The organism is Saccharopolyspora sp. NPDC049357, from assembly GCF_040677225.1.
GTDB lineage: Bacteria > Actinomycetota > Actinomycetes > Mycobacteriales > Pseudonocardiaceae > Saccharopolyspora.
Window position 1 is genome coordinate 241,619 of sequence record NZ_JBFAQJ010000001.1, and the last position, 24,960, is coordinate 266,578.

Genomic DNA, 24,960 nt, shown 5'->3' on the forward strand with positions numbered 1-24,960 from the left:
GCCCGTCGAGGTCGGCCACGACGCCCCTGGCGCCACAGGCACCCCAACGCTGGTGTTGACAGTGCTTACATTCCCGCTTAGCCTATGTAAGCATCGTAAACATCCTCGATGAGGGAGCTGCCCGCAATGCCCACAACGCACCAGGACACGGTCGAGGTCGACCTGGGTGGCCGCACGGTCGCCGTTCCCCAGGGCGGCTTGTTCGACCAGTACCGGATGAACACCGATCTGGACGAGGTCGCTCGCGATCCCCGCGTCAGCAGCGTGGATTTCTTCCGAAAGCTTCCGAAGACCCGGGTCGAGTCGCCGATCGGCCCGACGTTCACGCCGAACTTCTACTACCGCATGTCCTCGACCCGGCTGACGATGCTCGCCCGTTCCCGCGCAATTCGCGCCCGCCTGCCCCGTGAGCTGGCTCCCTTGGAGGTCGCGCCCGGACTCGGGCTGGTCTCGGTGATCTTCTTCCGCTACGACGTGTGCGACATCGACTTCTACACCGAGGCCGCCGTCGGAGTCGCCGTGCGGCCGGCACGGCACGGCAAGCTCGGCTTCGTCGACCTCGTCGCGGCGTTGAAGAACGACGCCCTCGACTCCTACGTGCTGTCCCTGCCGGTCAACACCGACATCGCCCAGGTCCGCGGTCACGACGGCTACGGCTTCCCCAAGTGGGTCACCGAACTCGACGTCGACATCGACACCAGCCGCACCACCGCGCGCGTGGCCAACGACGCTGGTGAAACCGATCTGACGCTCTCGGCGCCCACCCCTGCGCAGACCAGGCACCGCAGCGGTGAACGGGTGTCGGCCCTCACCTCGTACACGTCGATCGACGGGGCGTGGCATTCGACGTTGAGCCAGACCAACGCGCTGTCGTCGGGCAGCACCGCTTTCCCCCGCCACATCGACCTGCGGCTCGGCCGGGGACGCATGACGGACGACCTGCGCTCGCTCAAACCGATCCGGACCATCCGCCTCGACGTGATCACCGAAGGCCAGCTCGCGCTGCACATGCCCGTCCCGTACTCGGTGCCGGACAAGTCGTGACCCACCCCAACCGCAACCGCCACAGCCGCTGAGGAGTCTTCCGATGACCAGAGTTCTCCAGGTTCTCTCCGCCGCCCGCGTGTGGACGCTCAAGAACGGCACGGAGCACCCGACCGGATTCTGGGCAGAGGAGTTCGTCGTGCCCCACACGCTGTTCACCGAAGCCGGTTGGGACGTCACCGTGGCCACCCCCGGCGGCGAACAGCCCGTCGTCGACGAACTCAGCCTCGGAGTCAGGGGCGGGGTCCTGCCGCCGCGAGCCAAGAAGCTGCGCGCCGAGCTCGATCGGCTCGCGCCCGTGCTGCTCAGCCCGGCCGATCTGTCCGAAGTGGATCCTGATGACTTCGACGTCGTGTTCTACTCGGGCGGGCACGGGCCGATGGAGGACCTCGCCGTCGACGAGGCCTCCGGCGCGCTGCTGACCAGGCGGCTGCAATCCGGTCGTCCGCTCGCGCTGCTCTGCCACGCCCCGGCCGCCTCCCTGGCCGCCAAGAACCCCGACGGCAGCTGGCCTTTCGCCGGCTACACCATGACCGGACTGTCCAACGCCGAGGAGCGGGTCAACCCGTTCGCGTGGAAGGCCAAGTGGCTTCTCGAAGACCGGCTCAAGCAGGCCGGTGCGCACTACACCGCCGGCCTGCCCCTGAAGTCGAAGGCCGTGGTCGACCGCAACGTCTACACCGGACAGAACCCCGGCTCCTCGGCCGCGCTCGCACGCCGCATCATCGCCGACGTCTCAGGAAAGGAGTGAACCTCGGAACAGCAAGCGGGACACCCGGTGTCCCGACCGGCGAACCACGAAGAGGGAGAGAGCAATGACTGAGATCCCGCCTCCCATCAAGCCTTACCTCGAACCGGAAGCGACCGAACTGGCCCAGGCGACCGATCCGCACCCGCGCATCTACGAGCTGCCGCCGGATCAGGGTCGGCAGCTCCTGCTCGACCTGCAAAGCGGCGAAGGCGTGCCCCGTCCTGATGTCGACGAGACCTGGGTCGACGTCGACGCCGGGGAATGGGGCACCGTTCCCACCCGCATCATCCGCCCCAAGGGTTCGACGGGACCGCTGCCGGTGGTGTTCTACATCCACGGCGCCGGGTGGGTCTTCGGTGACGACAAGACCCACGACCGCCTCTTCCGCGAACTCGCCGTCGGCGCGGGCGCCGCAGGCGTCTTCCCGGTCTACGACCGCGCACCGGAGAAGGGCTATCCCACCCAGGTCGAGCAGAACTACGCCGTGGGTCAATGGGTGCTGCAGCACGGAGCCGAGCACGACCTGGACACCTCCCGCGTCGCGGTCACCGGTGAGTCCGTCGGCGGCTGCATGTCCGCGGTCTTCGCGCTGATGAACAAGGAACGCGGCGGTATCGACCTCAAGGCCCAGGTGTTGCTGTACCCGGTGACCAACGCAGACTTCGACACCCCGTCCTACATCCAGTTCGCCGAGGGCTACTACCTCACCCGCGACGGCATGAAGTGGTTCTGGGACCAATACACGACCGATCCCAACCAGCGCGCCGAGAAGTACGCCTCGCCGCTGCAGGCGTCCCTGGACGACCTCAAGGGCCTGCCCACCACCCTCGTCATCACCGACGAGGCCGACGTGCTGCGCGACGAAGGCGAGCAGTACGCCAACAAGCTGCGCGAGGCCGGTGTCGACGTCACCTCGGTCCGCGTCGCCGGGATGGTCCACGACTTCCTGCTGCTGGACAGCCTCCGCGACACCCGCGCCGCCAACGTCGCCCGACACCTCGCGATCGACGCCCTGAAAACCGCGCTGCAGCAGTGATGCGCTGACCGGTCCGGCGGTGCCCGCACCGAATCGAGCGGCCACCGCCGAACCGCACCACCCGCCGCATTCCGACCAGTGCACCCATCCCCAACCACCCCCTCGCGCACGGAGCCTGACCATGAACGCCGCACCAGCCAGCACCCCCGGCATCGCCTCCGCCTCGGCGGGCGCGTTGCCTCCGTCGATCACATCGCCGACCCTGCAGCGCCTGGCCGCACGGGTCACGGCCGCGGCGGAGCCCGCGACGGTCACGACCCGTGCCCCCTGCACCGGGGACCCGCTGGCCGACCTGCCCGTCTCCACGCCCGCAGACGTCGAGACCGCGTTCACGCGGGCCCGCCGCGCGCAGGCGGCTTGGGCCGCCACGCCCATCGGCGAGCGCAAGAAGATCCTGCTGCGCTTCCACGACCTCGTCCTCGAACGTCAGGACGAGGCGCTGGACCTGATGCAAGCCGAGAGCGGCAAGACGCGCCGCGACGCGTTCCTCGAAGTCACCGACATCGCGATCACCGCGCGCTACTACGCGCGCAGCGCCGAGCGGTACCTCTCGCCCCAGCGCCGCCGCGGCGCCATCCCGCTGCTGACCCACACCACCGAGCTGCGCCACCCCAAGGGCGTCGTCGCCGTCATCTCCCCGTGGAACTATCCCCTGAGCATGGCCGCGGGTGACGCCATTCCGGCGCTCATGGCCGGAAACGCCGTCGTCCAGAAACCCGACACGCAAACCGCGCTCACCGCGCTGTGGGCGCTCGACCTGATGCGCGAAGCCGGCCTGCCCGAGGGCGTGTGGCAGATGGTCGTCGGCCGGGGCAGCTCCATCGGCGGTGCGCTCATGGCAGGCGCCGACTACATGATGTTCACCGGCTCCACCGCCAGCGGACGAAAGATCGCCCGCGACGCCGGGGAACGACTCATCGGCTCCTCTCTGGAGCTCGGCGGCAAGAACGCCATGCTCGTGCTCGACGACGCCGACATCGGCCGGGCCGCCGACGGCGCCATCACCGCCTGCTTCCCCTCGGCCGGTCAGCTCTGCGTCTCGATCGAACGCCTGTACGTGCCCGAAGCCGTGCACGACGAATTCGTCGCCGCATTCGTCGCCCGCACCAACGCACTGCGAATCGGTGCCGCCTACGACTGCAGCATCGACGTCGGCTCCCTCACCAATCCCTCCCAGCTCGACACCGTCACCGCGCACGTCGCCGACGCGGTCGCCAAGGGAGCCACCGTGCGAGCCGGGGGCACTGCGCGACCGGATCTCGGGCCGCTGTTCTACGAGCCGACCATCCTCACCGGCGTCACCCCCGACATGACCCTCCACGACCACGAGACCTTCGGCCCGGTCGTGTCGATCTACCCGTACCGCGACCTCGACGACGCCGTCGCGCAGGCCAACGCCACGCCCTACGGGCTCAACGCCAGCGTCTGGACCCGCAACGGTTCCAGAGGACGCGCGGTCGCAGCGCGTCTGCACGCCGGAACGGTCAACGTGAACGAGGCCTTCGCCGCGGCGTGGGGAAGCATCGACGCCCCGATGGGCGGCATGGGCGATTCCGGACTCGGGCGCCGCCACGGAGCCAACGGCATCCTCAAGTACACCGAACCCCAAACCATCGCCCACCAACGACTCCAGGGCTTCACCCCGCCCACCAGCGTCTCCCCTAAGACCTGGGCCACCATCCTGACCACAGCGCTGAGGCTCCTCAAGAGGATCGGCTCACGCTGAAGCGCGGCCGGGCGAACTCCTCGGCCCGATCTCGAAAGGCTAGTACAGGATCGATGGCAAATAGGCGCCGGAAGGCTCGTTGTAGAGGCCTGTCGTCATCAGCGTCGTCACCATGCGGATTCGAAGACCGTGGTCGAGGCACCAGCCCACGAGCTGGCTGTTCCTGGCGGGGAGGAGGAAGCCGGGCCCGCTGAACTCGGTCGCGGCGGTGATGAGCGCCCGCAGGCCGTCATTGGTTTCCGCGACCGAATGAGCGAAGAAGCCCACTCCTGTCGTGTACCCGGTGATTCGCCCGTCGAGTTCCACCACCCGGGCCGCACCTTGGGACAGCGCGTCACGCACCTCACCGGCGCGGTCGTGGCCGTGCACGGCGCGACAGACGCCGTTGCAATCCTCGAGATCGTCGGCTGTCGCCGACCGGACCATGTAGCCAGGCACCGTGCCGCCGATCGGTTTCCCCTGCATGTTCAGCACGGCTTCGCGGATCTGGAACCCGAGCTTGGCGTAGAGGCTCAACGATCGGTTGTGATAGGCCGACTGCAGAAGCCGTACACCGGGAAAGCGCTGACGCTCCGCACGCCGCATCACGTCGATCATCATCAACCGGCCGACCCCCGAATCCTGCACGCCAGGGGCAACGGTGATGGGGCCAACACCCGCGACCTCCGAACGCTCGTCGAGGAAGTTGCTCCCGATGACCTTCCCCTCGAGTTCCGCTACGACGCCGTAGAACCCAGGGTGTGACAGCAGGCCGCGCACCGCCGTCACACCTACCTCCGAGGAGGGGAAGTCGGACGGGAAACCGTGCTCGTGGGCGAGGGCGGTGAAGGCGTCGTAGCAGATCCGCCCGCAGGTCTCGGCGTCGTCGGGCGTCCCTGCTCGCAACGTGGCGGTCGTCGCCGACCCGGACGAGCCGAGCGTCTGCGGAAGACTCGACATGGCAACCTCCCGGCCCACGGTGATACGCGGTCGCGCCTGCCCGTCCGCGAACGGAGCAATCCCAGTACACGACCACGCGGCTGCTATCCGGCAGAGGCTTTCGACTCGAAAGCTCACCGCCGCAGAGCAGCCGGATCACGCCGGGCTCCGCCCCATACCGAAACTCGATCGATGGCCGTGAGGCGAATCAGTGCGTGCGGGTGGACTCGCTGCGGTCTGCTGTGAGACTGGCTTCGATCTCCTCCAGGCTGCGGTTCTTGGTCTCCGGGAGCCACCGGTAGAGGTAGCCCAGGCACAGCGCGCCGAGCAACGCGTAGATCCAGAACACCACCGAAGCACCGAGTGCGGAGATCAGGGTGAGCACGGTCAGCGACACGACGAGGTTCATCGCCCAGTGCGTGACGATTCCGAACGACGCCGCCTGACCTCGAACGTTGTTGGGGAAGATCTCGCTGTTGACCAACCAGATGGCGATGCCGAGACTGCACGCGAACGCTGACTCGTAGATCATGAGCACGGCGATCAGCCAGCCCACGGTCGCGCCCTGCAACGGGAACAGGAACACGATCCCGATCACCACGAGCGCGAGGACGATGACCGCCGTACCGCCCAGAATCCAGGGGCGACGGCCGACTCGGTCGATCCACAGCAGAGCGGGCAGCGTGAACAACACGTTGACCACACCGATCGCCACCGAAACACCGATCGCCGCAGTCTTGCCGAACCCCTCGTCCTCCAAGATCGTCGGCACGTAGTAGATGATCGCGTTCACACCGACGACTTGGCTCGCCCCCGCGGCGACGACGCCCACCGAAATCCATCGGCGGTAGCGCGGACCGAGCAGCTCGCGGTAGGTGATGCGCCCCTCCGCGCGGACCGCTTCCCGGATCTCCGAGATCTCCGCCTCGACCTCGTCCGCACGCCGAGTGCGCATGAGCACACCCCGCGCTTCGGCTTCCCTCCCGTGGGAGAGCAACCACCGAGGTGTTTCCGGGAGGGCGAGCAGCCCCACCGACATCAACACCGCGGGCAGCACGCCGACCCCGATCATCCAACGCCACGAAGCGGACTCGGACAGACCGTAGCCGATGAGGTAGGCCATCAAGATTCCGACGGTCACCATGAACTGGTGCAGCGACACGAGCCTGCCCCGATTGCGAGGCGGCGCGAGCTCGGCGATGTAAGTCGGTACGACCAAGGAAGAAATGCCGATCGCCACGCCCAGGAACACCCGCGAAACGATGAGCCAACCCGCATCCGGAGCGACCGCTGAGCCCAGCGTCGCCACCGCGTACAGGACGGTGACACCGGTCAGGGTCCGCTTGCGGCCGAACCGATCTGCCAACTTGCCACCGACGATCACGCCGACGACGGCCCCCGCCAGCAGAGCCGCGGTCACCACCTGCTTCATCGTCTCGCCGAGCGCGAACGCGTCGCTGATGTAAGGCAGCGCAGCTGCGACGACGCCCGTGTCGTAGCCGAACAGCAGCCCACCCAGCGCGGCGACGATCGAGGCGCCGGCCACCAGCGCCCCTCCTGTCAACCTCCCCGTCCCGGAGACCGGGGCATGCTCTTCGCCTGGAGCGCGCGCCATGGTTTCCTCCGTCCGCGGTTACCTGCGCGATCGGGCACTTCGACCTGGCGATCAGTGTCAATCGGTGGTCGACCTGTCGCAACAACGGCCTGAGTCACGCTGTTCGGTGCTTGGTCGTGAGGCCCGGGCAGGCAGGACATCGGCGCGCGCGTGAATGCGACGCCGAGAAGACGAACCCGAGAAGGGCCTTGTGGTGCTCCGTCATCCGACACCTTGCCATCGGTCGGAGTTCGCCGCTGGCCGCTAACGATCCCTCAACTGGTGGACGCGCGCTCACGTCCTCGCAACCGCCGCCTCTGCGCGAGGGGGGGGCGAAAGTGCTGTTCTGACCGACAACCGCAGCGCTGCTAGCCGAGAGACCGAGGGGCACTTAGGGAATGGCAGGATCGTGGCGGGAGTCCCTGCCGGTGCTCATCGGCTCCGACAGGGAGGAAACCACGCCGCTGCCCGCGGTTTCCTGCACCGTCTGGTAACCGCCCATGTCCACCGCGATCAAGCTCGTCGCAGCAATCGCGGGGTCCGCACCGATCGCGTTCAACAGCGATCCGGCGACCTGTGCGACGAGCGCCGCCAGGTACGGGATCGCGGCCATGATCCCGTTGACGGGGACGAAGATCCGCACTCGGCGATGCGGAAGACAGGAGTCCACAACCGCACGGCGGCAGTCCCCGCGACTCGCGCACACGGCATCCTCTGACCACATTTCCGCCGCGCCCCCCGATGAGCCACTGCCTCATCGGCCACTTTGGCATGTGCTCTGACCTGCAACGATGGGTCCGTCATGCCGCCACGTCCACGCGCCCGAAATGCCCCCTTTCGCGGGTAGTGGCCCCCGCGGCACATCGCCATACTTCCTGCACCCGAATCGCCATCGTTCTCAACGAGGAGATCACCCATGGCCATCGAAGAACCGCGAGCGCGCGAGGTGTCATTGCGCCGGGTCGCGATCGCGAGCTGCGCGGGAACGACGATCGAGTTCTACGACTTCTTCATCTACGGAACCGCAGCCGCGCTCGTCTTCCCCAAGGTGTTCTTCCCCGCGCTCGGACCGGCCGCAGGCACCGTGGCATCGTTCGCGACGTTCGCCGTCGCCTTCTTCGCACGTCCGGTCGGAGCCATCCTGTTCGGCCACTACGGCGACCGGCTCGGGCGGAAACGCACCCTGATCTCCACATTGCTGCTCATGGGAATCGCCACCGTCCTCATCGGGCTGCTCCCCAGCGCGGAAACCATCGGCGTCGCAGCTCCGATCATCCTCGTGGCTCTTCGCTTCGCGCAGGGCTTCGCCGTCGGAGGCGAATGGGCCGGCGCGACGCTTCTGGCAGCCGAATACGCGCCCAAGGCGAAGCGAGGGCTCTACGGCGTGTTCCCCCAACTCGGCCCAGCGATCGCGTTCGCGCTCTCGAGCGCCACGTTCCTCATCACAGGACTGGTCATGGGCCATACGAACGAGGCGTTCCTGTCCTACGGCTGGCGAATCCCGTTCCTGGTCTCGATCTTGCTCGTCGGCATCGGTTTCTACGTCCGCCTCAGCATCGACGAGACCCCGGCGTTCAAGGCGGCGCAGTCCGCAGCACTCGCCGAACAACCGAGACGTCTGCCGTTCCTCGAGGTCTTCAGGACACAACCTCGAGAGGTCCTGCTCTCGGCTGGTTCCCTGACCATGCTCTTCGCGTTCTTCTACATGGGCACGGCTTATCTGACCAGCTACGGCACCAGCCCGCAGGGCGCTGGGCTCCCGCGCACAGTCGTCCTCGCCATCGGCATCGCCGCGGCGGTGGTCTTTGGCATCGCCACCGTGCTCGCCGGGGTGCTCTCGGACAGGTTCGGGCGCCGAAAATTGATCATGGGTTCGTGCGCCGTGGGCATCCTCTGGGGGCTGGCGCTGTTTCCGCTGCTCGACACCGGCACCGCCGTCGCGTTCGCCATCGGACTCACCGTGAGCCTCTGCGTCGTCGGCATCTCCTACGGGCCGGCCGGTTCGTTCCTGCCTGAACTGTTCGAGCCGCGCCACCGCTACACCGGAGCCGGCCTGGGTTACAACATCGCCGGCGTACTGGGTGGCGCCGTTCCGCCTCTCCTCGCTCCCGGCCTGGCCGCGACCTTCGGCGGAATCGGAATCGGTGTGATGCTCTCGGCGCTCGGACTGGTCTCGCTGGTCTGCACCACCGCGCTGGCGGAAACGCGAGGTCAGGCGCTCGCCCACGAACGGTCGGGTCTGCCGCCGATGGCGGCCGCCGCTGACTGATCTCGCGCCAAGTGGTGGGCGGGCCCCTACCCGGGCCCCGCCCACCATCCATCTCGCCCATCAGACCGCCAGGAAGGGAACCTCCGGCCTCCACAGCTGCGAGGCCCGCAGGTGGCGGCCCCGGGGTGTGACGTCGAGGAGCTCGCCCTGGTGCACGACCACCCGGCCGCCCACCAGCACCGTGGAAACCGCACCCGTGACGGCCAATCCGTCGAACGGCGAGTAGTCGGTCGCCATGTGCAGGTCGGTGTTGTCCACGGTGCGCACCGCCGCCGGATCCCACACCACGATGTCGGCGTCCGCCCCCGGCATCAGCGACCCCTTGCGGGGGTAGAGCCCGTTGAGCCGCGCGGGATTCGCGGAGGTCATCGCTACGAAGCGCTGCGCGGGAAGGCCGCGCCGCACGACGAACTCGGAGAACAGCACCGGCATCCGGGTCTCCACCCCGGGCAGCCCGTTGGGCATGTGCCGGACGTCGTCCTTGCGCTCCAGCTTCTGCGCGGTGTCGTAGCAGCAGTGGTCGCTGCCGACCGTGGTCACCTCCCCCGCCATCAAGCGAACACCCAGCTCCCGCACGGTCGCCGCGGAGCGCAGCGGCGGGCAACACACGAAGCGCTCGGGATGCGCCTCGGCGTACTTGCTCTCGTCCAGCACGAGGTGATGGGTCACCGCCTCGGTGAACGCCCGGATCCCCCGTCCCCGGGCGCGAACGACCTGGTCCACCGCGGCCGGCGTCGACTGGTGCACGAAGTAGACCGGGGCGCGCACCGACTCGGCGATGGCGAGCACTCCCGCCACCGCGGCGTCCTCGGCCAGTTCCGGGCGGGTCCGGTGGTGATCCCCGGCGCCGATGTGGCCGCCACCAGCGCACTGGTGTTGCACGTCCTCGATGATGTGGTTGGACTCGCAGTGGATGACCGCCATGCCGCCCAGGTCCCGGAGGTGGGTCATCACCCGCAGGATGGTGTCCTCGTCCGCCATCGTCTCGCCGCGGTAGGTGGTGAACATCTTCACGGTGACGACGCCGTCGGCGACGAACGAGCGCAACTGATCGGGGATGGTCTCGTCCCAATCCGTGACGCACGCGTGCAGAGCGCTGTCGCACACGCCCTGCCCGGCCTTCGCCCGCTGTCGCTCCACCGCCTCCGCGGGAGACTCGCCGGGCCGAGGGATGGCGAAATCGACGATCGTGGTGGTGCCGCCGAAGACCGCCGCCGCAGTGGCTTGGAAGTAGCCATCCCGCGTGGTGTAGGCACCGGAGGTGAATCCGACGTGGCAGTGCGGATCCACACCGCCCGGCATCACCAGCTTGCCGGCGGCGTCGACTTCGTCCAGCCCGCGCGGGCCGGTGCCGGGCTCGATCAGTGCGGCGATCCGTCCATCACGAACCAGCACGTCCGCCGGAGCGGACCACGAGTCGGTGACCACCGTGCCGCCCCGGACGAGGAGCTCTCCACCGCCCGTCACGACGCCCTCCCCGTTGTGGCGAGGTGCGCCCGCCAGCCACCCGCTGCGCTGATGTCCACGACGCCCTCCGCGTCGAGCTGGTCGTCCCGCAGGCGCATGCACAGCGAACCCGAACCGTCCGCCATCTCGATCACGCTGAGCTCCAACTCCGCGGGCTCGTTGGGCAGCAACCGTTCCCGCAGCAGCTCGTAGTCCACCTCGTACAGCTCGCCCGGGACCGAGCAGCCTCCCGTGACGTCCGGGTGCAGGCCGGGGAACTCGTCCCGGACCGAGTAGAACCGGTACTTCGCGGCCGTGCGGGCCTCTCCGAGGAAACGGCCACCGGCGAGCGCCCCGTTGAGCTCACCTCCCGACATGGCCTGCCCGTTGACGAACATCCGCAGGCTTGTCATCTCCTACCTCCATCGCTCGGTGTTGTCGGATTCAGCTCGTGACGGCCGCGTCCGCGCACAAGCGCGCCGGGCCCAGATCATCGATCGGCAGCGGCGGACTCCCGCCCGCCACGAGCCGCGCCAACGCAGAAGCCCACAGCGGGGCGAGGGTGAACGCGTAGGTCCCCCCGGCGACGAAGAACCCGGGAGCCCCGGGAACCTCGCCGATGACCGGCATCTCGTCCGGTGTTGCCGCCAGCGGCCCCGCCCACATCCGCAGCAGTTGCAGATCGGCGAGGAACGGCAGGATCCGGGCCGCCTGCAGCAGGTTTCCGCGCATGCTCGCCAAGCTGGGTGCGCTGCGCCCGGCCAGGTCCAGCCGCTCGGCCGGCCACCCGCCTCCGATCAGCAGATGCCCGGCGCTGACCTGCTTGACCGACATGCCTTCGCCGATGTGCTGCACGAGGTGGCGCATGATCGGCCGGACCCTGGTGGTGACGTGCATCTGGATCGCCACGGGGGTCATGTTCAGCCGGGTGCCGGCCAGTTCTGCGACCTGACCGATCCACGGCCCGGCGGCGTTGATCACCGTCGGAGTCGACCAGGTGCCCTCGCCGGTGCTGACCTGCCACGTCCGGCCGGTGCGGGCGATGCGGGTGACCGGGGAGAAGCCGCGGACCACCGCGCCGTGCCGGCGGGCGGCGGCGAGGTAGGCCGGGGCCACGAGCAACGGGTTGGCGTACCCGTCGAGCCCGCACCACGTCGCCGCGACCACCCGCTCGGACAGCAGCGGCAGTTCGGCCCGCGCCGCTGCCCCGTCGAGGACCTCGGTGCGCAGTCCCAGTTCGGCCTCCATCCGATTCTTCTCGACGAGTTCCCGCGTCTGCTCGGCGGTTTCGGCGACCATGAAGCCGCCGTTGCGGCGCACCTCCAGATCCGCGTCGAGCCGGGCTTCCAGGTCGCCCCACAGCTGGGAGGCCGCCAGCTGCAGCGGCAGGAACCTCCGGTTGTCGGCCGGGATGGGCTGTCCGGGCCGCCGGGTGTGGATCGCCTGGATGTGCAGGTTCCCCGCGGTCGTCCCGGACCCCTCCCGGTTGGGTGCCCGGCGCTCCAGCACGACGACGCGATGGCCGGCGGCGGCCAGCTCGTGCGCCGCGGCCGCACCGAGGATGCCGGCACCGATCACGACGACATCAGCGGTCGAAGTCGTCACGACGTCTCCTCGCCTTTCCCGCGGGACACCCGCGCCGGTCGGCTTTCAAGATCACGGAAGCGGAAAGGGGCGCTCATGAGACCTCCTCGACCGACTCGCCCATCGCGACCCGGATCGGCACCGGTTTGATCGGCATCCGGGCGGGGAACGGCTCTGCGGAGCCCGATGCCCCGCAGAGAGCGGCCACCGCCGGGGCGCATTCCCTGCCCTGGCAGGGCCCCATCCCGGCGCGCGTCGCACCCTTGACGCTGTTGCGGTCGTTCCAGCCGACCGCGTCCGCGGCGCGGATCTGCCCCGCGGTCACCCCCTCGCACCGGCAGATCACCGTGCTGTCGCACAGACCGCTGACCAGGGAATCCGGCACCGGGTAGAGATCAGCGGTGACGGCGCTGAACGCCTCCCCGCGTCGCAGGCGCCGCAGCGTCGCCCGAGCGGGCTCCGCCGCACCGGGCAAGCCCAGGTCGGCGGCGATCGACGCCGCGGCGACCTCCCCGCGCAGCCGCGCCACGTGCACTCCGGCGATGCCGGCGCTCTCGCCCGCGACGTAGACGCCCTCGGCCGTGGTGCGCCCCCGGCCATCAGTGCTCGGGAACAGGTCGTCCTGCCGCACTTCGCACCGCGCTCCGAGCAAGCGGACCAGTTCGGTGGCGGGCCGGAACCCGTAGGCGACCGCGAGCGCGTCCACGTCGTACTCGCGACCCGCCTCGTGGCCGCCAACGGGCTCGATGCGCACCCGCTGCAAGGTCCCCGAGCCGGTGGCTTCGGCGACCTGCCACCCCTGCAGCAGCGGAACCTTCCGGCGAGCGAGCACCGCGCGGTACGACGCGAACTCCGCGAGTCGGGCGGGATGCGCCAACGCCGCAGCGGCGCGCAGGCTCGGCCGGTACGGACGGTTGAGCTCGACCACGGCGGCGACCTCCACCCCGACGTCGAGCAGCGCGCAGCTGACCGGGAGCAGGAACGGACCCGTCCCGGCCACCACGGCGCGCTGCCCGACCGGAATCCGATCGCAGGTCGCCAGGTGCAGCGCGTACCCGGGTGTCACCACACCCGGCAGTTGCCAGCCGGGGAACGGGATGCTGCGCTCGAAGCCTCCGGTGGCGACCAGCACGGCCCGTGCCGACACCGATCGGGGCTCGTCCTCGGGACCGGCGACCAGCAGCGTTCGCTCGTCCTCGCCGACGCCCCACACCGAGCACTCGGTCCAGCACCGCACACCGCTCGCCCGCACCGCTGCGATCAGCGAGGTGCCTTCCGGCCGGAAATCGCCGTGCTGCGCGAGAACCGAGCCTTGCCGACGCTTGAAGTACTGACCGCCGAGCTCCTCGGCCTCGTCGAGCAGGATCACGTCCGCACCGAGGCGGGCGAGGTGCAGCGCGGCGGACAGACCGGCCGGGCCGCCACCGACCACCGCGACATCGCAGCGCTCGATCGCGCCCGCTCGGCGCGGATCACCGTCAACGCTCATCGTCGTGCTCCCGCCCCGTGCTCACGACCATGCCCGGCCGCACGTGCACCTGGCACGCCCGGTGAAGCCGCCCGTCGACCAACACCTCGCACTCGAAGCAGACACCCATCCCGCAGAACGGAGCCCGAGGTTCATCCGTGACGAGATTGCGCCGCAGGAAACGAATTCCCGCATCGTGCAGCGCCCCCGCGAGGCTCTGTCCGATGGTTGCGGGAACGTCCACCCCGTCCACGCACACCGCTGTGTCGTCGCGCTGGCCGCTCATAGGATCCTCGCCAGGAAAGCTCGGGCGCGCTCGCTTTGCGGATGGGCGAAGAACTCGCTCGGCGCGCCTTCCTCGACGATCACGCCCTCGTCCATGAAGACGACGCGGTCGGCGGCGGCACGGGCGAAACCCATCTCATGACTGACGATCACCATCGTCATGCCTTCTTCGCGCAGCTTCACGAGAACCTCGAGCACCTCGTTGACCATCTCCGGGTCGAGCGCTGAGGTCGGCTCGTCGAACAACATCACTTCCGGGCGCATCGCCAGCGCCCGTGCGATCGCGACCCGCTGCTGCTGGCCACCCGACAACTGGCCGGGGTAGTGATCGGTCTTGTCCGCCAACCCGACCAGCGCGAGCAGTTCTCGCGCCTCATCGCGCGACTCCGGTTTGGCCTGCCCGCGAACGTGCACCGGCCCGGCGGCGACGTTGTCGAGCGCCGTCATGTTCGGGAAGAGGTGGAACTGCTGGAAGACCATCCCCGTCCGGCGGCGCTGGACCGCCAGCTGCTTCTCCGCCACGCGGCGCCCGTCAGCACCGACCCCGAGGGGTTCGCCGCACACCGACACGGTGCCGGAATCGATGGGCTCCAGCATGTTCAGCGTGCGCAGGAACGTGCTCTTCCCGCTGCCCGAAGGCCCCAGGACCAGGACGACCTCCCCGCGGCGCACCTGCAGGCTCACCTCGCGCAGGACCGTCAGCGGACCGAAGCTCTTGCAGACGTCGCGGGCATCCACCACGCACTCCGGCTGCGCGGGCGCGGTGGATTCGATTCCACTCGTGCTCATCGGGTCTCCCCCACCAGTTCGGCGGACTGCGGCACCTGATGGCTCGGCCGCTTCGCGGTCCCGGTGCCGTGCGATCGGTTGACGAGGGCTTCCAACCGCCCCTGCAGCAACGTCCAGACCGACGTCATCACCAGGTAGTAGCAGGCCGCGGCCACGAGTCCTTCCAGCACGCGGAAGTTGAGCTGGACGGCGTACTGGGTCAACCGCAACAACTCCTCGACCGCGATGATCGAAACGAGGGTCGTGGTCTTGAGCAGGCCGTTGAGGCTGTTGCCCAGCGGCGGGATCATCACTCGAAACGCTTGCGGGAGGACGACGACCCGCATCACGGTGACCGGTTTCATCCCCAGCGCGCGTGCCGCCTCGAACTGGCCACGAGGCACCGACATGATCCCCGAGCGCACGATCTCCGACAGGTACGCCGCTTCGTTGAGCGCCAATCCGAGCAGCGCCGCCTGGATGGGGCCGAACTTGATGCCGAGCTGCGGCAACCCTGTGTAGATGATGATCAACTGCACCAGCAGCGGCGTACCGCGGAACAACCAGATGTAGGAGTTGGCCACGGCCCGAATCGATCGCGAGCGGGCCGAGCGCATCAACGCCAGCACCAGGCCGACGACCAAGCCGACCACCATCGTGACGACCGTCAACCAGATCGTCGTCCACGCGCCACGCAGGAGGGATTCGCTGCTGAGGAAGGTGAAGAACGCTTCCCAAGACCACATGTCAGCTCCCCGATCTCACTGCTGCACCGGAAGCGGTCCGGTGGTGACGGCGAGCTCGCCGTCGAAGCCGCTCACGCCGTACTCGTCGAACAGCGACTTCATCCACCCGTCCGCCCGCATCGCGGCCAGTTCGGCTGCCACCGCATCCGCCACCGGCCTGCGGTCCTTGGCGAAGCCGAGGGCCAGCGGCGCCCTGTTCATCCCGCGCACCACGGTCTCGAACCGCCCACCCTGCTGATAGAACGACATCACCGATTCCACGATGGACGCCCCGTCGACCTGGCCCGCCGACAACGCCTGGAAGGCGTCGGCGTTCGTCTGGAAGGTCCGCAGCTGGATGGGCGCCTTGCCCTGAGCGATGAACTGCTCGTTCAACAGGTTGAGGGTGTCGAACTCGTAGCCGGGTGCTTCGACCGCCAGCGTGCGGCCGGAGAGGTCCTCGCGGCTCTTGATCTGCTTCGGGTTGCCCGCTGCCACCGCGACGCCGACGGCTTGGACCTCGTAGGGCACCAGGTTCATCGTCTCAGCGCGAGGAGGGGTGTAGAACATACCGGTGTTGATCAGGTCCCACCGGTGCCCTTGGACCCCGGGGACCTGGGCGTCGAACGGCACGTTGACGACCTCCGTTCGCAAGCACAGCCGTTTGGCCAGCTCGTTGGCGAGGTCGATGCGCATCCCGACGACCTCGTCGCCCTCCACGTACTGCATGGGCGGGAGCGTGGCGTTGGTGGCGTAGGTCAAGGTGCCGGGCTTGACCAGCTGGTCGTCCGGGACCTTGGGGGTGCAGTTCGCGGGTGCGGCTTCGGTGCCAGATCCACAGGCCGTGGCGCCGAGGGTGAGCAGTGCGGCTGACAGGACAGCGGCGATGAGGCGCATGTCCCCTCCTTGATCAGAATCGGGGTGTGGTCAGGTGGTCGGGCTGCCGCGGAGGAGCCCGAGTGAGTCGAGAGCAGCGGCCAGCGCGTCCAGGCGAGCCGGGTCGGTCAGGTCCAGCAGCGGCGGGCGCACCGCTCCCCCGGGCTGTCCCAGCAGGTTCATGGCGGCCTTGACCTGAGCGGTCGGATGCGCGAACTTGGCGCTGTAGTCGGGGTTCACCAACGCGGCGACCATCGCGCCGTAGAGATCCGACCACCGCAGGGCCTCGTCGCGGTCGCCGCGCCAGACGGCCTCGTAGTAGGGCACGGCGAAGGGCGCGCCGACGCCGCCGCCGTCGATGTTGCCGTCGCCGCCCACACCGAGCATGAACGCCATGCCCCGGCGGTGGATGAACCGGCCGAAGGTCCGCACCCGTCCGGCCACGACCTCAGCCGTGGCCATCGCCATGAGCTCGTCGCCGGTGCTGTCCTTGTAGGCCACCACGTTCGGCAGGTCGGCGAGGCGGTCCGCCGTCGCGGTGTCGATGTCGACCGCCACTCCGCGCGGCCAGTTGTAGATCATCCAGGGCAACGGGACCGCCCCGGTGACCGCTTCGTAGAAGCCGACGATCTCCTCCGGGGTCAGGTGCGCGTACGGCGGCGGGGTGGCGAGCGCGCCGTCCGCCCCGATCGACCGCGCGTGCTCGGCGAATTCGATGACCTCGGCCGGGGTGTAGGCGGTGCACCCGACCACGACGGGCGTCGACCCGCCCAGCACTTCCACCGCCAGTTCGGCGACTCGCCGCCGTTCGGCGGGGCGCTGCGCGAACCACTCGCCGGTCGTGCCGTTGACCAGCACACCGTGGACGCCCTGGTCTGCGTAAAGACGAAGGACGTTCCGCAGCGCCTGCTCGTCGAGCGCACCGTCAGCGGTGAACGGGGTGGGTGCTGCGGGCCAGTACCCCCGCCAGCTGACTGAAGTTCGATCCACGGTCGCTCCGCCTCTCTTGGAATCGATCCCATGAGACAATCGCACCCGGGCACAGCTAAAGCAATACTCGAAATGTCGCCTCGTGCGACAATCATGTTTCCAACCAGTATCATCACCTTGCCCTTCCGCTCGGATCGTCGATCATGGAAAGTGTGGGAACGATTTCTCGTACAGTGACGTTGCTCGACGTCGCACAAGAAGCCGGCGTCTCCCGGAGCACCGCCTCCCGCGTGCTGTCCGGAGCGACCTCGATCAGCGCGGACGCCCGCGATCGGGTCGAGGCGGCAGCCGCCAAGCTGGGCTACCGCCCGAACCGGGCCGCGCAGAGCTTGCGCACCCGCCGGACGCGGTTGGTCGGGCTCGTGCTCAACAACCTCGTCAACGCCTCGTTCCACGCGATCGCGGAAGTGCTGCAGCAGCGCCTCGACGATCGCGGCTACCAGGTCATCCTCTGCGTGACCGGGGCCGACGAGGACCGCGAGGCGCGATACCTGGAGATGCTGGCCGAGCACCAGGTCGACGGTGTCGTCGTGATCGGCACCGGCCGGAACGTCGCGCTGCTGGAACGGATCGTCGCCGAAGGCATACCCGTGCTCAGCCTCATCCGCTGCGCCCCGGAAGCTCCTGGAGAAGCGGTGCTCGCCGATGACTCCGATGGCGCCTACCTCGCCACCGAGCACCTTCTCGACGCCGGCCACCGGCGCATCGGCTACATCGGCGGGCCGCTGGAAGCCAACTCCGGGCGCGAACGCTTCCACGGCTACGCCGCCGCGCTCACCTCGGCCGGCCTGCAGGTGGTGGACGACCTGGTGGTGCGCGGCCCCTTCCTGGAGTCCTTCGGCGAGAAGGCGCTCGCCGCACTGCTCGACCGCGACGACGCCCCCACGGCGCTCTACGTCGCCAATCACGAAGCGGCGTTCGGCGTGCTGCCCGAACTCCGGGAACGCGGCGTCAGCGTCCCGGACGACGTGTCACTGATCTGCCACGAGGACGTCAGCTGGTTCCGCTACTGGCAACCGGCCATCACCGTGATCGACAACGGTGCCGCCGAACTCGCCGAACTCGCCGCCAACCGCGTGCTAGCCGCCATCGAACGCGGCCCCGGAGACGCGCGATCCGGCCGAGCCATGCGAGTGGGCGCTCGACTGGTACAACGCGCCTCGGTGACCAACCCACGCACCTGACGGGGACTCGACGCGCAGGACCCCTCGCCCAACGCGGGCTGCGCGGGCTGGCCACGAGCAAATCGGGCGCCGCACCGGTCGACGTCATGTCATCGTCCTAGGGCTGTCAAACAGCTGGAGCGAGCAGACTGTGGCGAGTCAACCGGACACGGGCAGTTCCGCGGCGACCGAAGACTTGCCCGTGCTGTGCACCGCAAGCAACGGCCTTTCAAAGCTGTGGCCGCCGTGTGAAGCGCGACGGCGCACGTGGCCGCGGCTACGCATCTGCGGCCTCCTCCACGGACTCGCCCGGGTCGCGCATGGGTTGGCCCCGCCGCTCCAACGCCTCGGCCTCCCTCTCCAGAGGTGGCACGGATTTGGCGGCGAACCGCTTCGTCCAGGGCCACATGAGTGGGGAGTTGAGGATCGCCTTCGCCCAGTTGACCCCGGATACCGCGCGTGGGATGTACACGCGGCCGCGCCGGCGCCTGAGCGCGTTCACGATCGCCGCAGAAGCCTCGTCGACGCTGGTGGTCACGTTGCCCGGATATGGCAACCTTCGGCGCAGATCCTGGAACGAACTAAGTTCTCCCTCGGCGTCGCGCACTAGATCCGTGTCGATCCAGGACGGATGCACAAGACCAACCGTGATCCCGAGGTGGGCTACTTCCTGTCGGTAGGTGAGGGTGAGCATTTCTACCGCGGCCTTGCTGGCGCAATACGACGCCAGGCTGGCCAACGGCAGGAACGACAGTGCCGACGCCACCACCAACACGTGACCTTGCGATCTCTCCAGATGGGGTGTCGCGTACTTGAGGGTGCGAAAAGCGCCGGTCACGTTGGTGTCCAGAACCCGCTCGAACGACGCCTCGTCCGCTTGCCGAACCGTCTCGAATGCCGCGATCCCGGCATTGGCAACGACCCTGTCGATGCCACCCATCGCCTCGGCGGAGGCATCGATTGCCGACTGCAGAGCCGCACCGTCGCGCACGTCCGCCTCTCGCCAGAACGCGGTCGGCCCCAAGTCGTCCGCGAGAGAACGCAACCGATCCGGTTCGAGCCCGATCAACGACACATGCGCACCGCCGGCAACAGCACGACGTGCTACCTCACTGCCAATACCACGCGCTGCTCCGGTGACAACCAACCTACGACCTGCCAGGCGTCGATGCATGAGCCGACGATAACTTCGTTATCACTTGTGCGCAATGGCACTTCGCGCTGCCGCTCGCACTGACGCTGAGCCTTCGCGGCGCACCCCCTGCCGAGCCTGCGATCACAGGGGGTGCTGACATTTCCCGATAACTTCGTTATCGTAGCCGGGTCGTAGTTCACCTGAGGAGAATCAATGTCGGTGATCCATAGGCAGGCGCGGACGAGCCGTCCGCACTGTGCGTCGACCCGGCCGGACTTCGACTGGTTGGTGGTCGGGTCGGGATTCGGCGGCAGCGTCGCCGCACTGCGTTTGGCGGAAAAGGGATACCGCGTCGCAGTCGTCGAGCGAGGCCGGCGGTACGCCGATGAGGACCTGCCGTCTGCAGCCTCGGACACGCGTCGCTTCGTCTGGGCACCGAAGCTGGGCCTGCGCGGGATCATGCGCAATGTCCTGTTTCGGCACGTCTTCAGCTCTACCCAGACCGGAGTGGGAGGAGGGAGCCTCGTCTACGGCGGCGTGCTGTTCCGTGCGCAGGACGGCTTCTACGACGACCCGCAGTGGAGCGGGATCGCGAAGTGGGACACCGTTCTGGCGCCTCACTACGCCACCGGTGAACGCATGCTCGGGGTTCGGACAACCCCGTGGGAGTCGGAGACGATGCGGCTGTCCAAAGAGCTCGCCGGCCACTTCGGAACCGAGGAGCTGTTCGCCCCGGCGCCTGTCGGTGTCTTCTTCGGCGAGCCCGGCGAGACCGTCGAGGATCCCTACTTCGGAGGCGAAGGTCCACCTCGAACTGGATGCACTCGCTGCGGTTCGTGCATGGTGGGTTGCAAGCTCGGCGCGGCGAACCGCCTCACGAAGAACTACCTCTGGTTCGCAGAGAAGCACGGTGCACAGATCCTGGCCGAGCGCCAGGTGATCGACGTTTCTCCGCTCGGCGTCGGCGATGGCAGCGATGGCTATCGAGTCGTCACCGAGAGCACCGGCTCTCGGAGGAGCCGCGGTCGGCGTGTCTTCACCGCTGGAGGCGTCGTTTTCGCCGGCGGTGCCGTCGGGACCAACGAGCTGCTGGCGAACTGCAAGCACCGGGGTTCGCTTCCGCGCCTCAGCGATCGGCTGGGGCGTCTGGTGCGGACGAACAGCGAAGTCGTCCTGTCGGTCCTCCTGCCCGAGGACCGCGAGACTTGGCGAGACGTCACGGCCAGCAGTCGAGTCATGCTCGACCGGGAAACCCAGGTCGAGTTCCTCACCTACGGACGCCACGGCGATTTCATGCGCCTGTTGTTCACCACCTTGGCCGGCGGCGGATCCCATCCGCGACGGCTTGCGAAATGGTTGGGCAACGTCCTCAGACACCCCCGCAGGTGGGTCGCGACCATGCGATCCGGCTGGAGCACTCGGACCATGATGATGCTGGTCATGCAGGCGCGTGACAACGCCATCACCTTCCGAGCCAGGAAGAGGCGCTTCAGGCCCGGCTATCGCCTCACCACCGAGACCGACACCGCTCGACCAGCACCCACGCACCTCGAGGTGGGGCACCAGGCGGCGAAGTGGTTGGCGGAACGCACCGGAGGTATCCCGCAGAGCAGCATCTTCGAGGCTTTCGGAGACAGGCCCATGACCGCTCATGTGCTCGGTGGTGCGGTGATCGGCGCGGACCCGGCCCGTGGCGTGGTCGACGATCGGTTGCGGGTTTTCGGCTACGAGAACTTGATCGTGTGTGACGCTGCCGCGCTTCCTGCGAACCCGGGAGTCAATCCTGCTTTGACGATCACTGCGCTCGCCGAACATGCCATGGCGAACATTCCTGCGGCCGCGGAAAGCGCCTGATCACCTGAGGAATCGTAAGGCCTGCGGGACGAACCGATCGTGGTGCTGGAACACGCCACCGTGCCCTGAGTCCGGATAGATCGTCAAGGTGGCCTGGGGTAGGCGGTGGGCGAGCTCGAAAGATCCCCGGGTGGCTAGCATCCGGTCGTCTTCTCCGTTGGCCACGAGGACGGGATGGGAGATTCGGCCGAGGTCCATGGGGCCTCGCGCTCCCCATCGGCTGATCGCCAGAAGCTGTCTCGCCGCACCGAGGATCGAGGTGGGCCTCACGCGATCTGCGGCACGTTCCTGAAGACGCGCCATGTACGCCTCCGCAGCAGCCTTGCCGTTGCCGGTTCTGGTGAAGAACAGCAGGGGCTTCGGATTGCTTAGGGTGACGAGCCCGCGCAGGGAGTCGATGAGCATGCGCGGATTGAGCTGCCCGACGCCGGGGAGACCGGTTGGACCGGTTCCGGACAGGATGAACCTTCGCACCAGTTGCGGCTGTTCCGCGGCGATCACCTGGGCGATGAACCCGCCGAGCGAGAAGCCCAGGAGGTCGACCTGCTCGAGGCCGAGGGCGCGGATGAATGCGACGGCGTCGTCGGCCATCGCCTCCACAGTGGTGGGGACTTTCCCGGGCGTGCCGCCGACACCGCGGTTGTCGAAGATGATCACCCTTCGTTCGGCGGCGATGCCGTCGATCACCCGTGGATCCCAGTCATCGATGACCGCGGTGAAGTGGTGGAGGAAGACCAGTGGCACACCGTCGCGCGGCCCGAGGTCTCGGTAGGCGAAACTCGTGTCCCGGGTTGCGACGCGCAGCGTTGGTGCTGCCTTTGCCGTGTGCGCCAGGGAATCTGTCATGAGTTGGTCCCTGCGGTGATGACGATCTTGCCTTTGGCGCGCCCTTCCTCGACGTAGGCCAGGGCCTCGATCGTCTCGTCGAAGTCGAAGGTCCGATCGAGCACCGGCCGCAACGTGCCGTTGTCGTACAGACCCGCCAGCTTCTGCAGTTGAGCACCATTGGCTCCCATGAAGAAGAACGCGTAGCGCACCCCCAGGGCCTTGGCGTGCTTGCGGATCTTCCGGCTCATCAGGGCCATGACCGGTTTCAGCAGAGGTTGGCCGAGTTGCGCTGCGAATGCCGGGTCAGGCGGCCCGACGACGCTGATCGCCAATCCGCCGCGCTTGAGCACGGTCAGCGACTTCTGCAGGCTGGCAGGCCCGAGGGAGTCCAGGACCACGTCGTATCCGGTGAGCGCCTCGGCGAAGTCCTGCTCGGTGTAATCGATGACTTCGTCGGCACCGAGGTCGCGGACCTTGTCCCCGTCGCGGGTGTGAGCGGTCGTGGCGACGTAGGCGCCGAGGTGCTTGGCAACCTGGATGACGGTCGATCCCAAGCCGCCCGCCCCTGCGTGCACGAGCACCTTCTGCCCGGGCTTGACCTTGGCGACGTCGACCAGGGCCTGCCAGGCGGCCAGCGCGACCAGCGGTACCGCCGCCGACTCTTCCCAGGAAAGCGTTGCGGGCTTCAGGGCGACATCGCTCTCGTCAATGGCGATGTACTCGGCGAACGTGCCGATTCGCAGGTCACGGGGCCGGGCGTAGATCTCATCGCCGACCTTGAAGTCTCGTACCGCCGAACCTGTTCGGGTCACCACGCCCGCGACGTCGTGCCCCAGTGCGAACGGGGTCTTGTACTTCAGCAGCTGCTTGAACTCACCGTCTCGGACCATCTTGTCGAGCGGGTTGATGCTGGCCGCCGCCACGCGTACGAGCACGTCGTGATCACCGACCGCAGGTTGGGGCAGGGTGGCGGCCTTGAGACCGCCCTTGTCGTAGGAGTCCACCACGAAGGCCTTCATCTCACACCGCCCTATCAGGGTTGGTGTTGGTCTGCGAGGAGCGCAGAGCCGGCTTGGCCACCTTGCCCACGGCATTGCGCGGGAGGGCGTCGAGCACGTGGATCGCGATCGGTCGCTTGTAGCCACTGAGATTGCGTGCGCAATGCTGCGCCAGCGCGTCGGTGTCGATCTCGTGTCCAGGTCCGGGCTCCACGAACGCGACGACGACCTCGCCCCACTTCTCATCGGGCATGCCGATGACGGCGGCTTCGGCAACGGTGGGGTCGCTGGTCAGCACGTCCTCGATCTCTCTGGGGTAGATGTTCTCCCCACCGCGGATGATCATCTCCTTGGATCGTCCCACCAGCGTGAGGTAGCCGTCGGCGTCGAGGTGACCGACGTCGCCTGTGCGCAGCCACCCGTCGACCAGCACCTTGGCGGTTTCTTCGGGCCTGCCCAGGTATCCCCGCATCACATTGGCACCGCGAACTGCGACCTCGCCGTTGGTACCGGTCTCCGCCGGCCTGCCGTCAGCGTTCAGGATGCGCACTTCCTGTCCCGGGAACGGGATGCCGGCCGTGCCGGCGCGGCGTGGTCCGTTGATGGGATTGATCGTCGTTCCGCAGGTCGCTTCCGACAGCCCGTAACCCTCGACGATCGGGATGCCGAAGCGTTTCTCGAATCGCTCGAGCAACTCCGGTGGCGCCGGGGCCGCGCCGCAGACGGCGAAGCGAACAGAAGACGTGTCCGGTCGAACTTCGCTCGGAAGAGCCGCCAACATGCTGTAGATCGTCGGGACGCCGCTGAAGTACGTCGGCCGCTCGGCTTCGACCACATCGAAGAAGGTCTGCGGGTTGAACCGGTTGCCGACGACCACGCTGCCGCCGGCTACCAGCGGGAGCAAAACGCTGACCACGATCCCGTTGACGTGGAAGAGGGGCAGGATGAGAAGGCACCGGTCGGCGTGCGTGACTTTGAGCGCGCTGCGCCCCATCTGGGTCATCGCGTCGAGGTTGGCGTGGTCGAGCATGACGCCCTTGGGGGCGCCGGTGGTGCCGCTGGTGTAGATGAGCAAGGCCAGCGCCGCCTGGTCGTGATGGACTTTCTGATCCGACCCGGTCGGTGCTTCCCGAATTTCGGAGACGCTCAGGCTCGCGACCGGCGTGGCCGGCTCAGCGCCCGCCTCGATGACGAGCAGGCGGGCGCCCGAGTCCTGGAGCTGGTGGCTGACCTCGGTGGAGGTCAATGCGGGATTGACGGGAGTCGCGGCGGCGCCCAGTCGCCACGCGGCGAACAGGAGCACCACGAACTCGATCCGATTGGTCAGCTTGAGAGCGATCACGTCACCGCGCCCCACTCCGAGTTCGTGGAGCTGCTCGGCCGCTGCCCGCGTTCGCGAGAGGAAATCGGCGTTGGTCAGCGACCGGCAGTCGTCGGAGATTGCCAAACCGCTTGGATCCTGAGCGAAGCGATCGTCCGGGAGGGTGGCGAAGTGCATGGTG

Annotated in this window: 23 protein-coding genes; 7 read left to right on the forward strand and 16 right to left on the reverse strand. The window is 68.1% G+C overall.

The annotated features are described in order from the left end of the window. Window positions 1-126 precede the first annotated feature (126 nt). The 4 genes from AB0J91_RS01095 to AB0J91_RS01110 all read left to right on the forward strand — a co-directional run bounded on the left by AB0J91_RS01095 (window position 127) and on the right by AB0J91_RS01110 (window position 4,557). Complete coding sequence (locus AB0J91_RS01095) at window positions 127-1,044, forward strand: acetoacetate decarboxylase family protein (RefSeq protein ID WP_363862688.1); 918 nt, start codon at window positions 127-129, stop codon at window positions 1,042-1,044. Window positions 1,045-1,087: 43 nt separating this feature from the next. Continuing rightward, a complete protein-coding gene (locus tag AB0J91_RS01100; protein ID WP_363862691.1) occupies window positions 1,088-1,795 on the forward strand; it encodes a type 1 glutamine amidotransferase domain-containing protein in 708 nt (235 codons plus the stop codon). Window positions 1,796-1,859: 64 nt separating this feature from the next. Next, window positions 1,860-2,831: an alpha/beta hydrolase gene (locus AB0J91_RS01105; protein ID WP_363862694.1), complete on the forward strand. Its 972-nt coding sequence runs from the start codon at window positions 1,860-1,862 to the stop codon at window positions 2,829-2,831. Between the two features lie 121 nt (window positions 2,832-2,952). After that, window positions 2,953-4,557, forward strand: a complete 1,605-nt coding sequence (locus tag AB0J91_RS01110) for a succinic semialdehyde dehydrogenase (protein ID WP_363862697.1) — start codon at window positions 2,953-2,955, stop codon at window positions 4,555-4,557. A gap of 39 nt (window positions 4,558-4,596) precedes the next feature. On the opposite strand, the gene AB0J91_RS01115 is transcribed toward AB0J91_RS01110, so the two are convergent. The 3 genes from AB0J91_RS01115 to eutH all read right to left on the reverse strand — a co-directional run bounded on the left by AB0J91_RS01115 (window position 4,597) and on the right by eutH (window position 7,712). After that, window positions 4,597-5,496, reverse strand: coding sequence for a GNAT family N-acetyltransferase (locus AB0J91_RS01115; protein ID WP_363862700.1), 900 nt, complete (start codon window positions 5,494-5,496; stop codon window positions 4,597-4,599). Window positions 5,497-5,683: 187 nt separating this feature from the next. After that, window positions 5,684-7,090, reverse strand: coding sequence for a sugar porter family MFS transporter (locus tag AB0J91_RS01120; protein WP_363862703.1), 1,407 nt, complete (start codon window positions 7,088-7,090; stop codon window positions 5,684-5,686). 370 nt (window positions 7,091-7,460) lie between these two features. Beyond that, window positions 7,461-7,712, reverse strand: coding sequence for an ethanolamine utilization protein EutH (gene eutH, locus AB0J91_RS01125; protein ID WP_363862706.1), 252 nt, complete (start codon window positions 7,710-7,712; stop codon window positions 7,461-7,463). Between the two features lie 273 nt (window positions 7,713-7,985). Between eutH and AB0J91_RS01130 the strand changes: the two genes are divergently transcribed. Further along, the gene (locus AB0J91_RS01130; protein WP_363862709.1) at window positions 7,986-9,338 is read left to right on the forward strand and encodes an MFS transporter; all 1,353 of its coding nucleotides are present in this window, start codon (window positions 7,986-7,988) and stop codon (window positions 9,336-9,338) included. A gap of 60 nt (window positions 9,339-9,398) precedes the next feature. On the opposite strand, the gene hydA is transcribed toward AB0J91_RS01130, so the two are convergent. From hydA to AB0J91_RS01175, 9 genes are all read right to left on the reverse strand, one after another. Further along, window positions 9,399-10,805, reverse strand: a complete 1,407-nt coding sequence (gene hydA / locus AB0J91_RS01135) for a dihydropyrimidinase (RefSeq protein WP_363862712.1) — start codon at window positions 10,803-10,805, stop codon at window positions 9,399-9,401. Continuing rightward, window positions 10,802-11,197 (reverse strand): gamma-glutamylcyclotransferase, encoded by a 396-nt coding sequence (locus AB0J91_RS01140; protein WP_363862715.1) that lies wholly within the window; start codon window positions 11,195-11,197, stop codon window positions 10,802-10,804. Before AB0J91_RS01140 ends, hydA begins: the two co-directional genes overlap by 4 nt. 31 nt (window positions 11,198-11,228) lie before the next feature. After that, window positions 11,229-12,389 carry an FAD-binding oxidoreductase gene (locus AB0J91_RS01145; protein ID WP_363862718.1) on the reverse strand — a complete coding sequence of 387 codons (1,161 nt, stop codon included), beginning with the start codon at window positions 12,387-12,389 and terminating at the stop codon, window positions 11,229-11,231. A 73-nt stretch (window positions 12,390-12,462) separates the two neighbouring features. After that, window positions 12,463-13,857, reverse strand: coding sequence for an FAD-dependent oxidoreductase (locus AB0J91_RS01150; RefSeq protein WP_363862721.1), 1,395 nt, complete (start codon window positions 13,855-13,857; stop codon window positions 12,463-12,465). Then, a complete protein-coding gene (locus AB0J91_RS01155) occupies window positions 13,847-14,122 on the reverse strand; it encodes a (2Fe-2S)-binding protein (RefSeq protein WP_363862724.1) in 276 nt (91 codons plus the stop codon). The genes AB0J91_RS01150 and AB0J91_RS01155 overlap by 11 nt, the downstream gene beginning before the upstream one ends. Beyond that, window positions 14,119-14,910 carry an amino acid ABC transporter ATP-binding protein gene (locus AB0J91_RS01160; RefSeq protein ID WP_363862726.1) on the reverse strand — a complete coding sequence of 264 codons (792 nt, stop codon included), beginning with the start codon at window positions 14,908-14,910 and terminating at the stop codon, window positions 14,119-14,121. The genes AB0J91_RS01155 and AB0J91_RS01160 overlap by 4 nt, the downstream gene beginning before the upstream one ends. Then, window positions 14,907-15,635 (reverse strand): amino acid ABC transporter permease, encoded by a 729-nt coding sequence (locus AB0J91_RS01165; protein WP_363862729.1) that lies wholly within the window; start codon window positions 15,633-15,635, stop codon window positions 14,907-14,909. The genes AB0J91_RS01160 and AB0J91_RS01165 overlap by 4 nt, the downstream gene beginning before the upstream one ends. 15 nt (window positions 15,636-15,650) lie before the next feature. Then, window positions 15,651-16,511, reverse strand: a complete 861-nt coding sequence (locus tag AB0J91_RS01170) for a transporter substrate-binding domain-containing protein (RefSeq protein WP_363862732.1) — start codon at window positions 16,509-16,511, stop codon at window positions 15,651-15,653. Between the two features lie 30 nt (window positions 16,512-16,541). After that, window positions 16,542-17,480 carry a dihydrodipicolinate synthase family protein gene (locus AB0J91_RS01175; protein WP_363862735.1) on the reverse strand — a complete coding sequence of 313 codons (939 nt, stop codon included), beginning with the start codon at window positions 17,478-17,480 and terminating at the stop codon, window positions 16,542-16,544. A 173-nt stretch (window positions 17,481-17,653) separates the two neighbouring features. Here AB0J91_RS01175 and AB0J91_RS01180 point away from each other — a divergent pair, with 173 nt between their 5' ends. Next, the gene (locus AB0J91_RS01180; protein ID WP_363862738.1) at window positions 17,654-18,664 is read left to right on the forward strand and encodes a LacI family DNA-binding transcriptional regulator; all 1,011 of its coding nucleotides are present in this window, start codon (window positions 17,654-17,656) and stop codon (window positions 18,662-18,664) included. 256 nt (window positions 18,665-18,920) lie between these two features. Here AB0J91_RS01180 and AB0J91_RS01185 read toward each other — a convergent pair whose 3' ends face one another. Continuing rightward, entirely contained in the window at window positions 18,921-19,817 is an 897-nt protein-coding gene (locus AB0J91_RS01185) for a short-chain dehydrogenase/reductase (protein WP_363862741.1), read from the reverse strand. Between the two features lie 174 nt (window positions 19,818-19,991). Between AB0J91_RS01185 and AB0J91_RS01190 the strand changes: the two genes are divergently transcribed. Continuing rightward, on the forward strand, window positions 19,992-21,632 hold the full coding sequence (locus AB0J91_RS01190) for a GMC family oxidoreductase (protein WP_363862744.1): 1,641 nt from the start codon (window positions 19,992-19,994) through the stop codon (window positions 21,630-21,632). On the opposite strand, the gene AB0J91_RS01195 is transcribed toward AB0J91_RS01190, so the two are convergent. From AB0J91_RS01195 to AB0J91_RS01205, 3 genes are read right to left on the reverse strand one after another with little or no spacing between them, the layout of a single operon-like run. Beyond that, window positions 21,633-22,478, reverse strand: a complete 846-nt coding sequence (locus AB0J91_RS01195) for an alpha/beta hydrolase (RefSeq protein ID WP_363862747.1) — start codon at window positions 22,476-22,478, stop codon at window positions 21,633-21,635. Further along, window positions 22,475-23,479, reverse strand: a complete 1,005-nt coding sequence (locus tag AB0J91_RS01200) for an NADP-dependent oxidoreductase (protein WP_363862750.1) — start codon at window positions 23,477-23,479, stop codon at window positions 22,475-22,477. The genes AB0J91_RS01195 and AB0J91_RS01200 overlap by 4 nt, the downstream gene beginning before the upstream one ends. Before the next feature lies 1 nt (window position 23,480). Further along, the gene (locus tag AB0J91_RS01205) at window positions 23,481-24,956 is read right to left on the reverse strand and encodes an AMP-binding protein (protein ID WP_363862753.1); all 1,476 of its coding nucleotides are present in this window, start codon (window positions 24,954-24,956) and stop codon (window positions 23,481-23,483) included. Between the last annotated feature and the right edge of the window lie 4 nt (window positions 24,957-24,960).

Coding starts and splice junctions, on each gene's coding strand:
- AB0J91_RS01095 (WP_363862688.1), top strand. CDS start 127: ATGCCCACAACGCACCAGGACACGGTCGAGGTCGACCTGGGTGGCCGC.
- AB0J91_RS01100 (WP_363862691.1), top strand. CDS start 1,088: ATGACCAGAGTTCTCCAGGTTCTCTCCGCCGCCCGCGTGTGGACGCTC.
- AB0J91_RS01105 (WP_363862694.1), top strand. CDS start 1,860: ATGACTGAGATCCCGCCTCCCATCAAGCCTTACCTCGAACCGGAAGCG.
- AB0J91_RS01110 (WP_363862697.1), top strand. CDS start 2,953: ATGAACGCCGCACCAGCCAGCACCCCCGGCATCGCCTCCGCCTCGGCG.
- AB0J91_RS01115 (WP_363862700.1), bottom strand. CDS start 5,496: ATGTCGAGTCTTCCGCAGACGCTCGGCTCGTCCGGGTCGGCGACGACC.
- AB0J91_RS01120 (WP_363862703.1), bottom strand. CDS start 7,090: ATGGCGCGCGCTCCAGGCGAAGAGCATGCCCCGGTCTCCGGGACGGGG.
- AB0J91_RS01130 (WP_363862709.1), top strand. CDS start 7,986: ATGGCCATCGAAGAACCGCGAGCGCGCGAGGTGTCATTGCGCCGGGTC.
- AB0J91_RS01140 (WP_363862715.1), bottom strand. CDS start 11,197: ATGACAAGCCTGCGGATGTTCGTCAACGGGCAGGCCATGTCGGGAGGT.
- AB0J91_RS01150 (WP_363862721.1), bottom strand. CDS start 13,857: ATGAGCGTTGACGGTGATCCGCGCCGAGCGGGCGCGATCGAGCGCTGC.
- AB0J91_RS01155 (WP_363862724.1), bottom strand. CDS start 14,122: ATGAGCGGCCAGCGCGACGACACAGCGGTGTGCGTGGACGGGGTGGAC.
- AB0J91_RS01160 (WP_363862726.1), bottom strand. CDS start 14,910: ATGAGCACGAGTGGAATCGAATCCACCGCGCCCGCGCAGCCGGAGTGC.
- AB0J91_RS01165 (WP_363862729.1), bottom strand. CDS start 15,635: ATGTGGTCTTGGGAAGCGTTCTTCACCTTCCTCAGCAGCGAATCCCTC.
- AB0J91_RS01170 (WP_363862732.1), bottom strand. CDS start 16,511: ATGCGCCTCATCGCCGCTGTCCTGTCAGCCGCACTGCTCACCCTCGGC.
- AB0J91_RS01185 (WP_363862741.1), bottom strand. CDS start 19,817: ATGCATCGACGCCTGGCAGGTCGTAGGTTGGTTGTCACCGGAGCAGCG.
- AB0J91_RS01190 (WP_363862744.1), top strand. CDS start 19,992: ATGTCGGTGATCCATAGGCAGGCGCGGACGAGCCGTCCGCACTGTGCG.
- AB0J91_RS01195 (WP_363862747.1), bottom strand. CDS start 22,478: ATGACAGATTCCCTGGCGCACACGGCAAAGGCAGCACCAACGCTGCGC.
- AB0J91_RS01200 (WP_363862750.1), bottom strand. CDS start 23,479: ATGAAGGCCTTCGTGGTGGACTCCTACGACAAGGGCGGTCTCAAGGCC.
- AB0J91_RS01205 (WP_363862753.1), bottom strand. CDS start 24,956: ATGCACTTCGCCACCCTCCCGGACGATCGCTTCGCTCAGGATCCAAGC.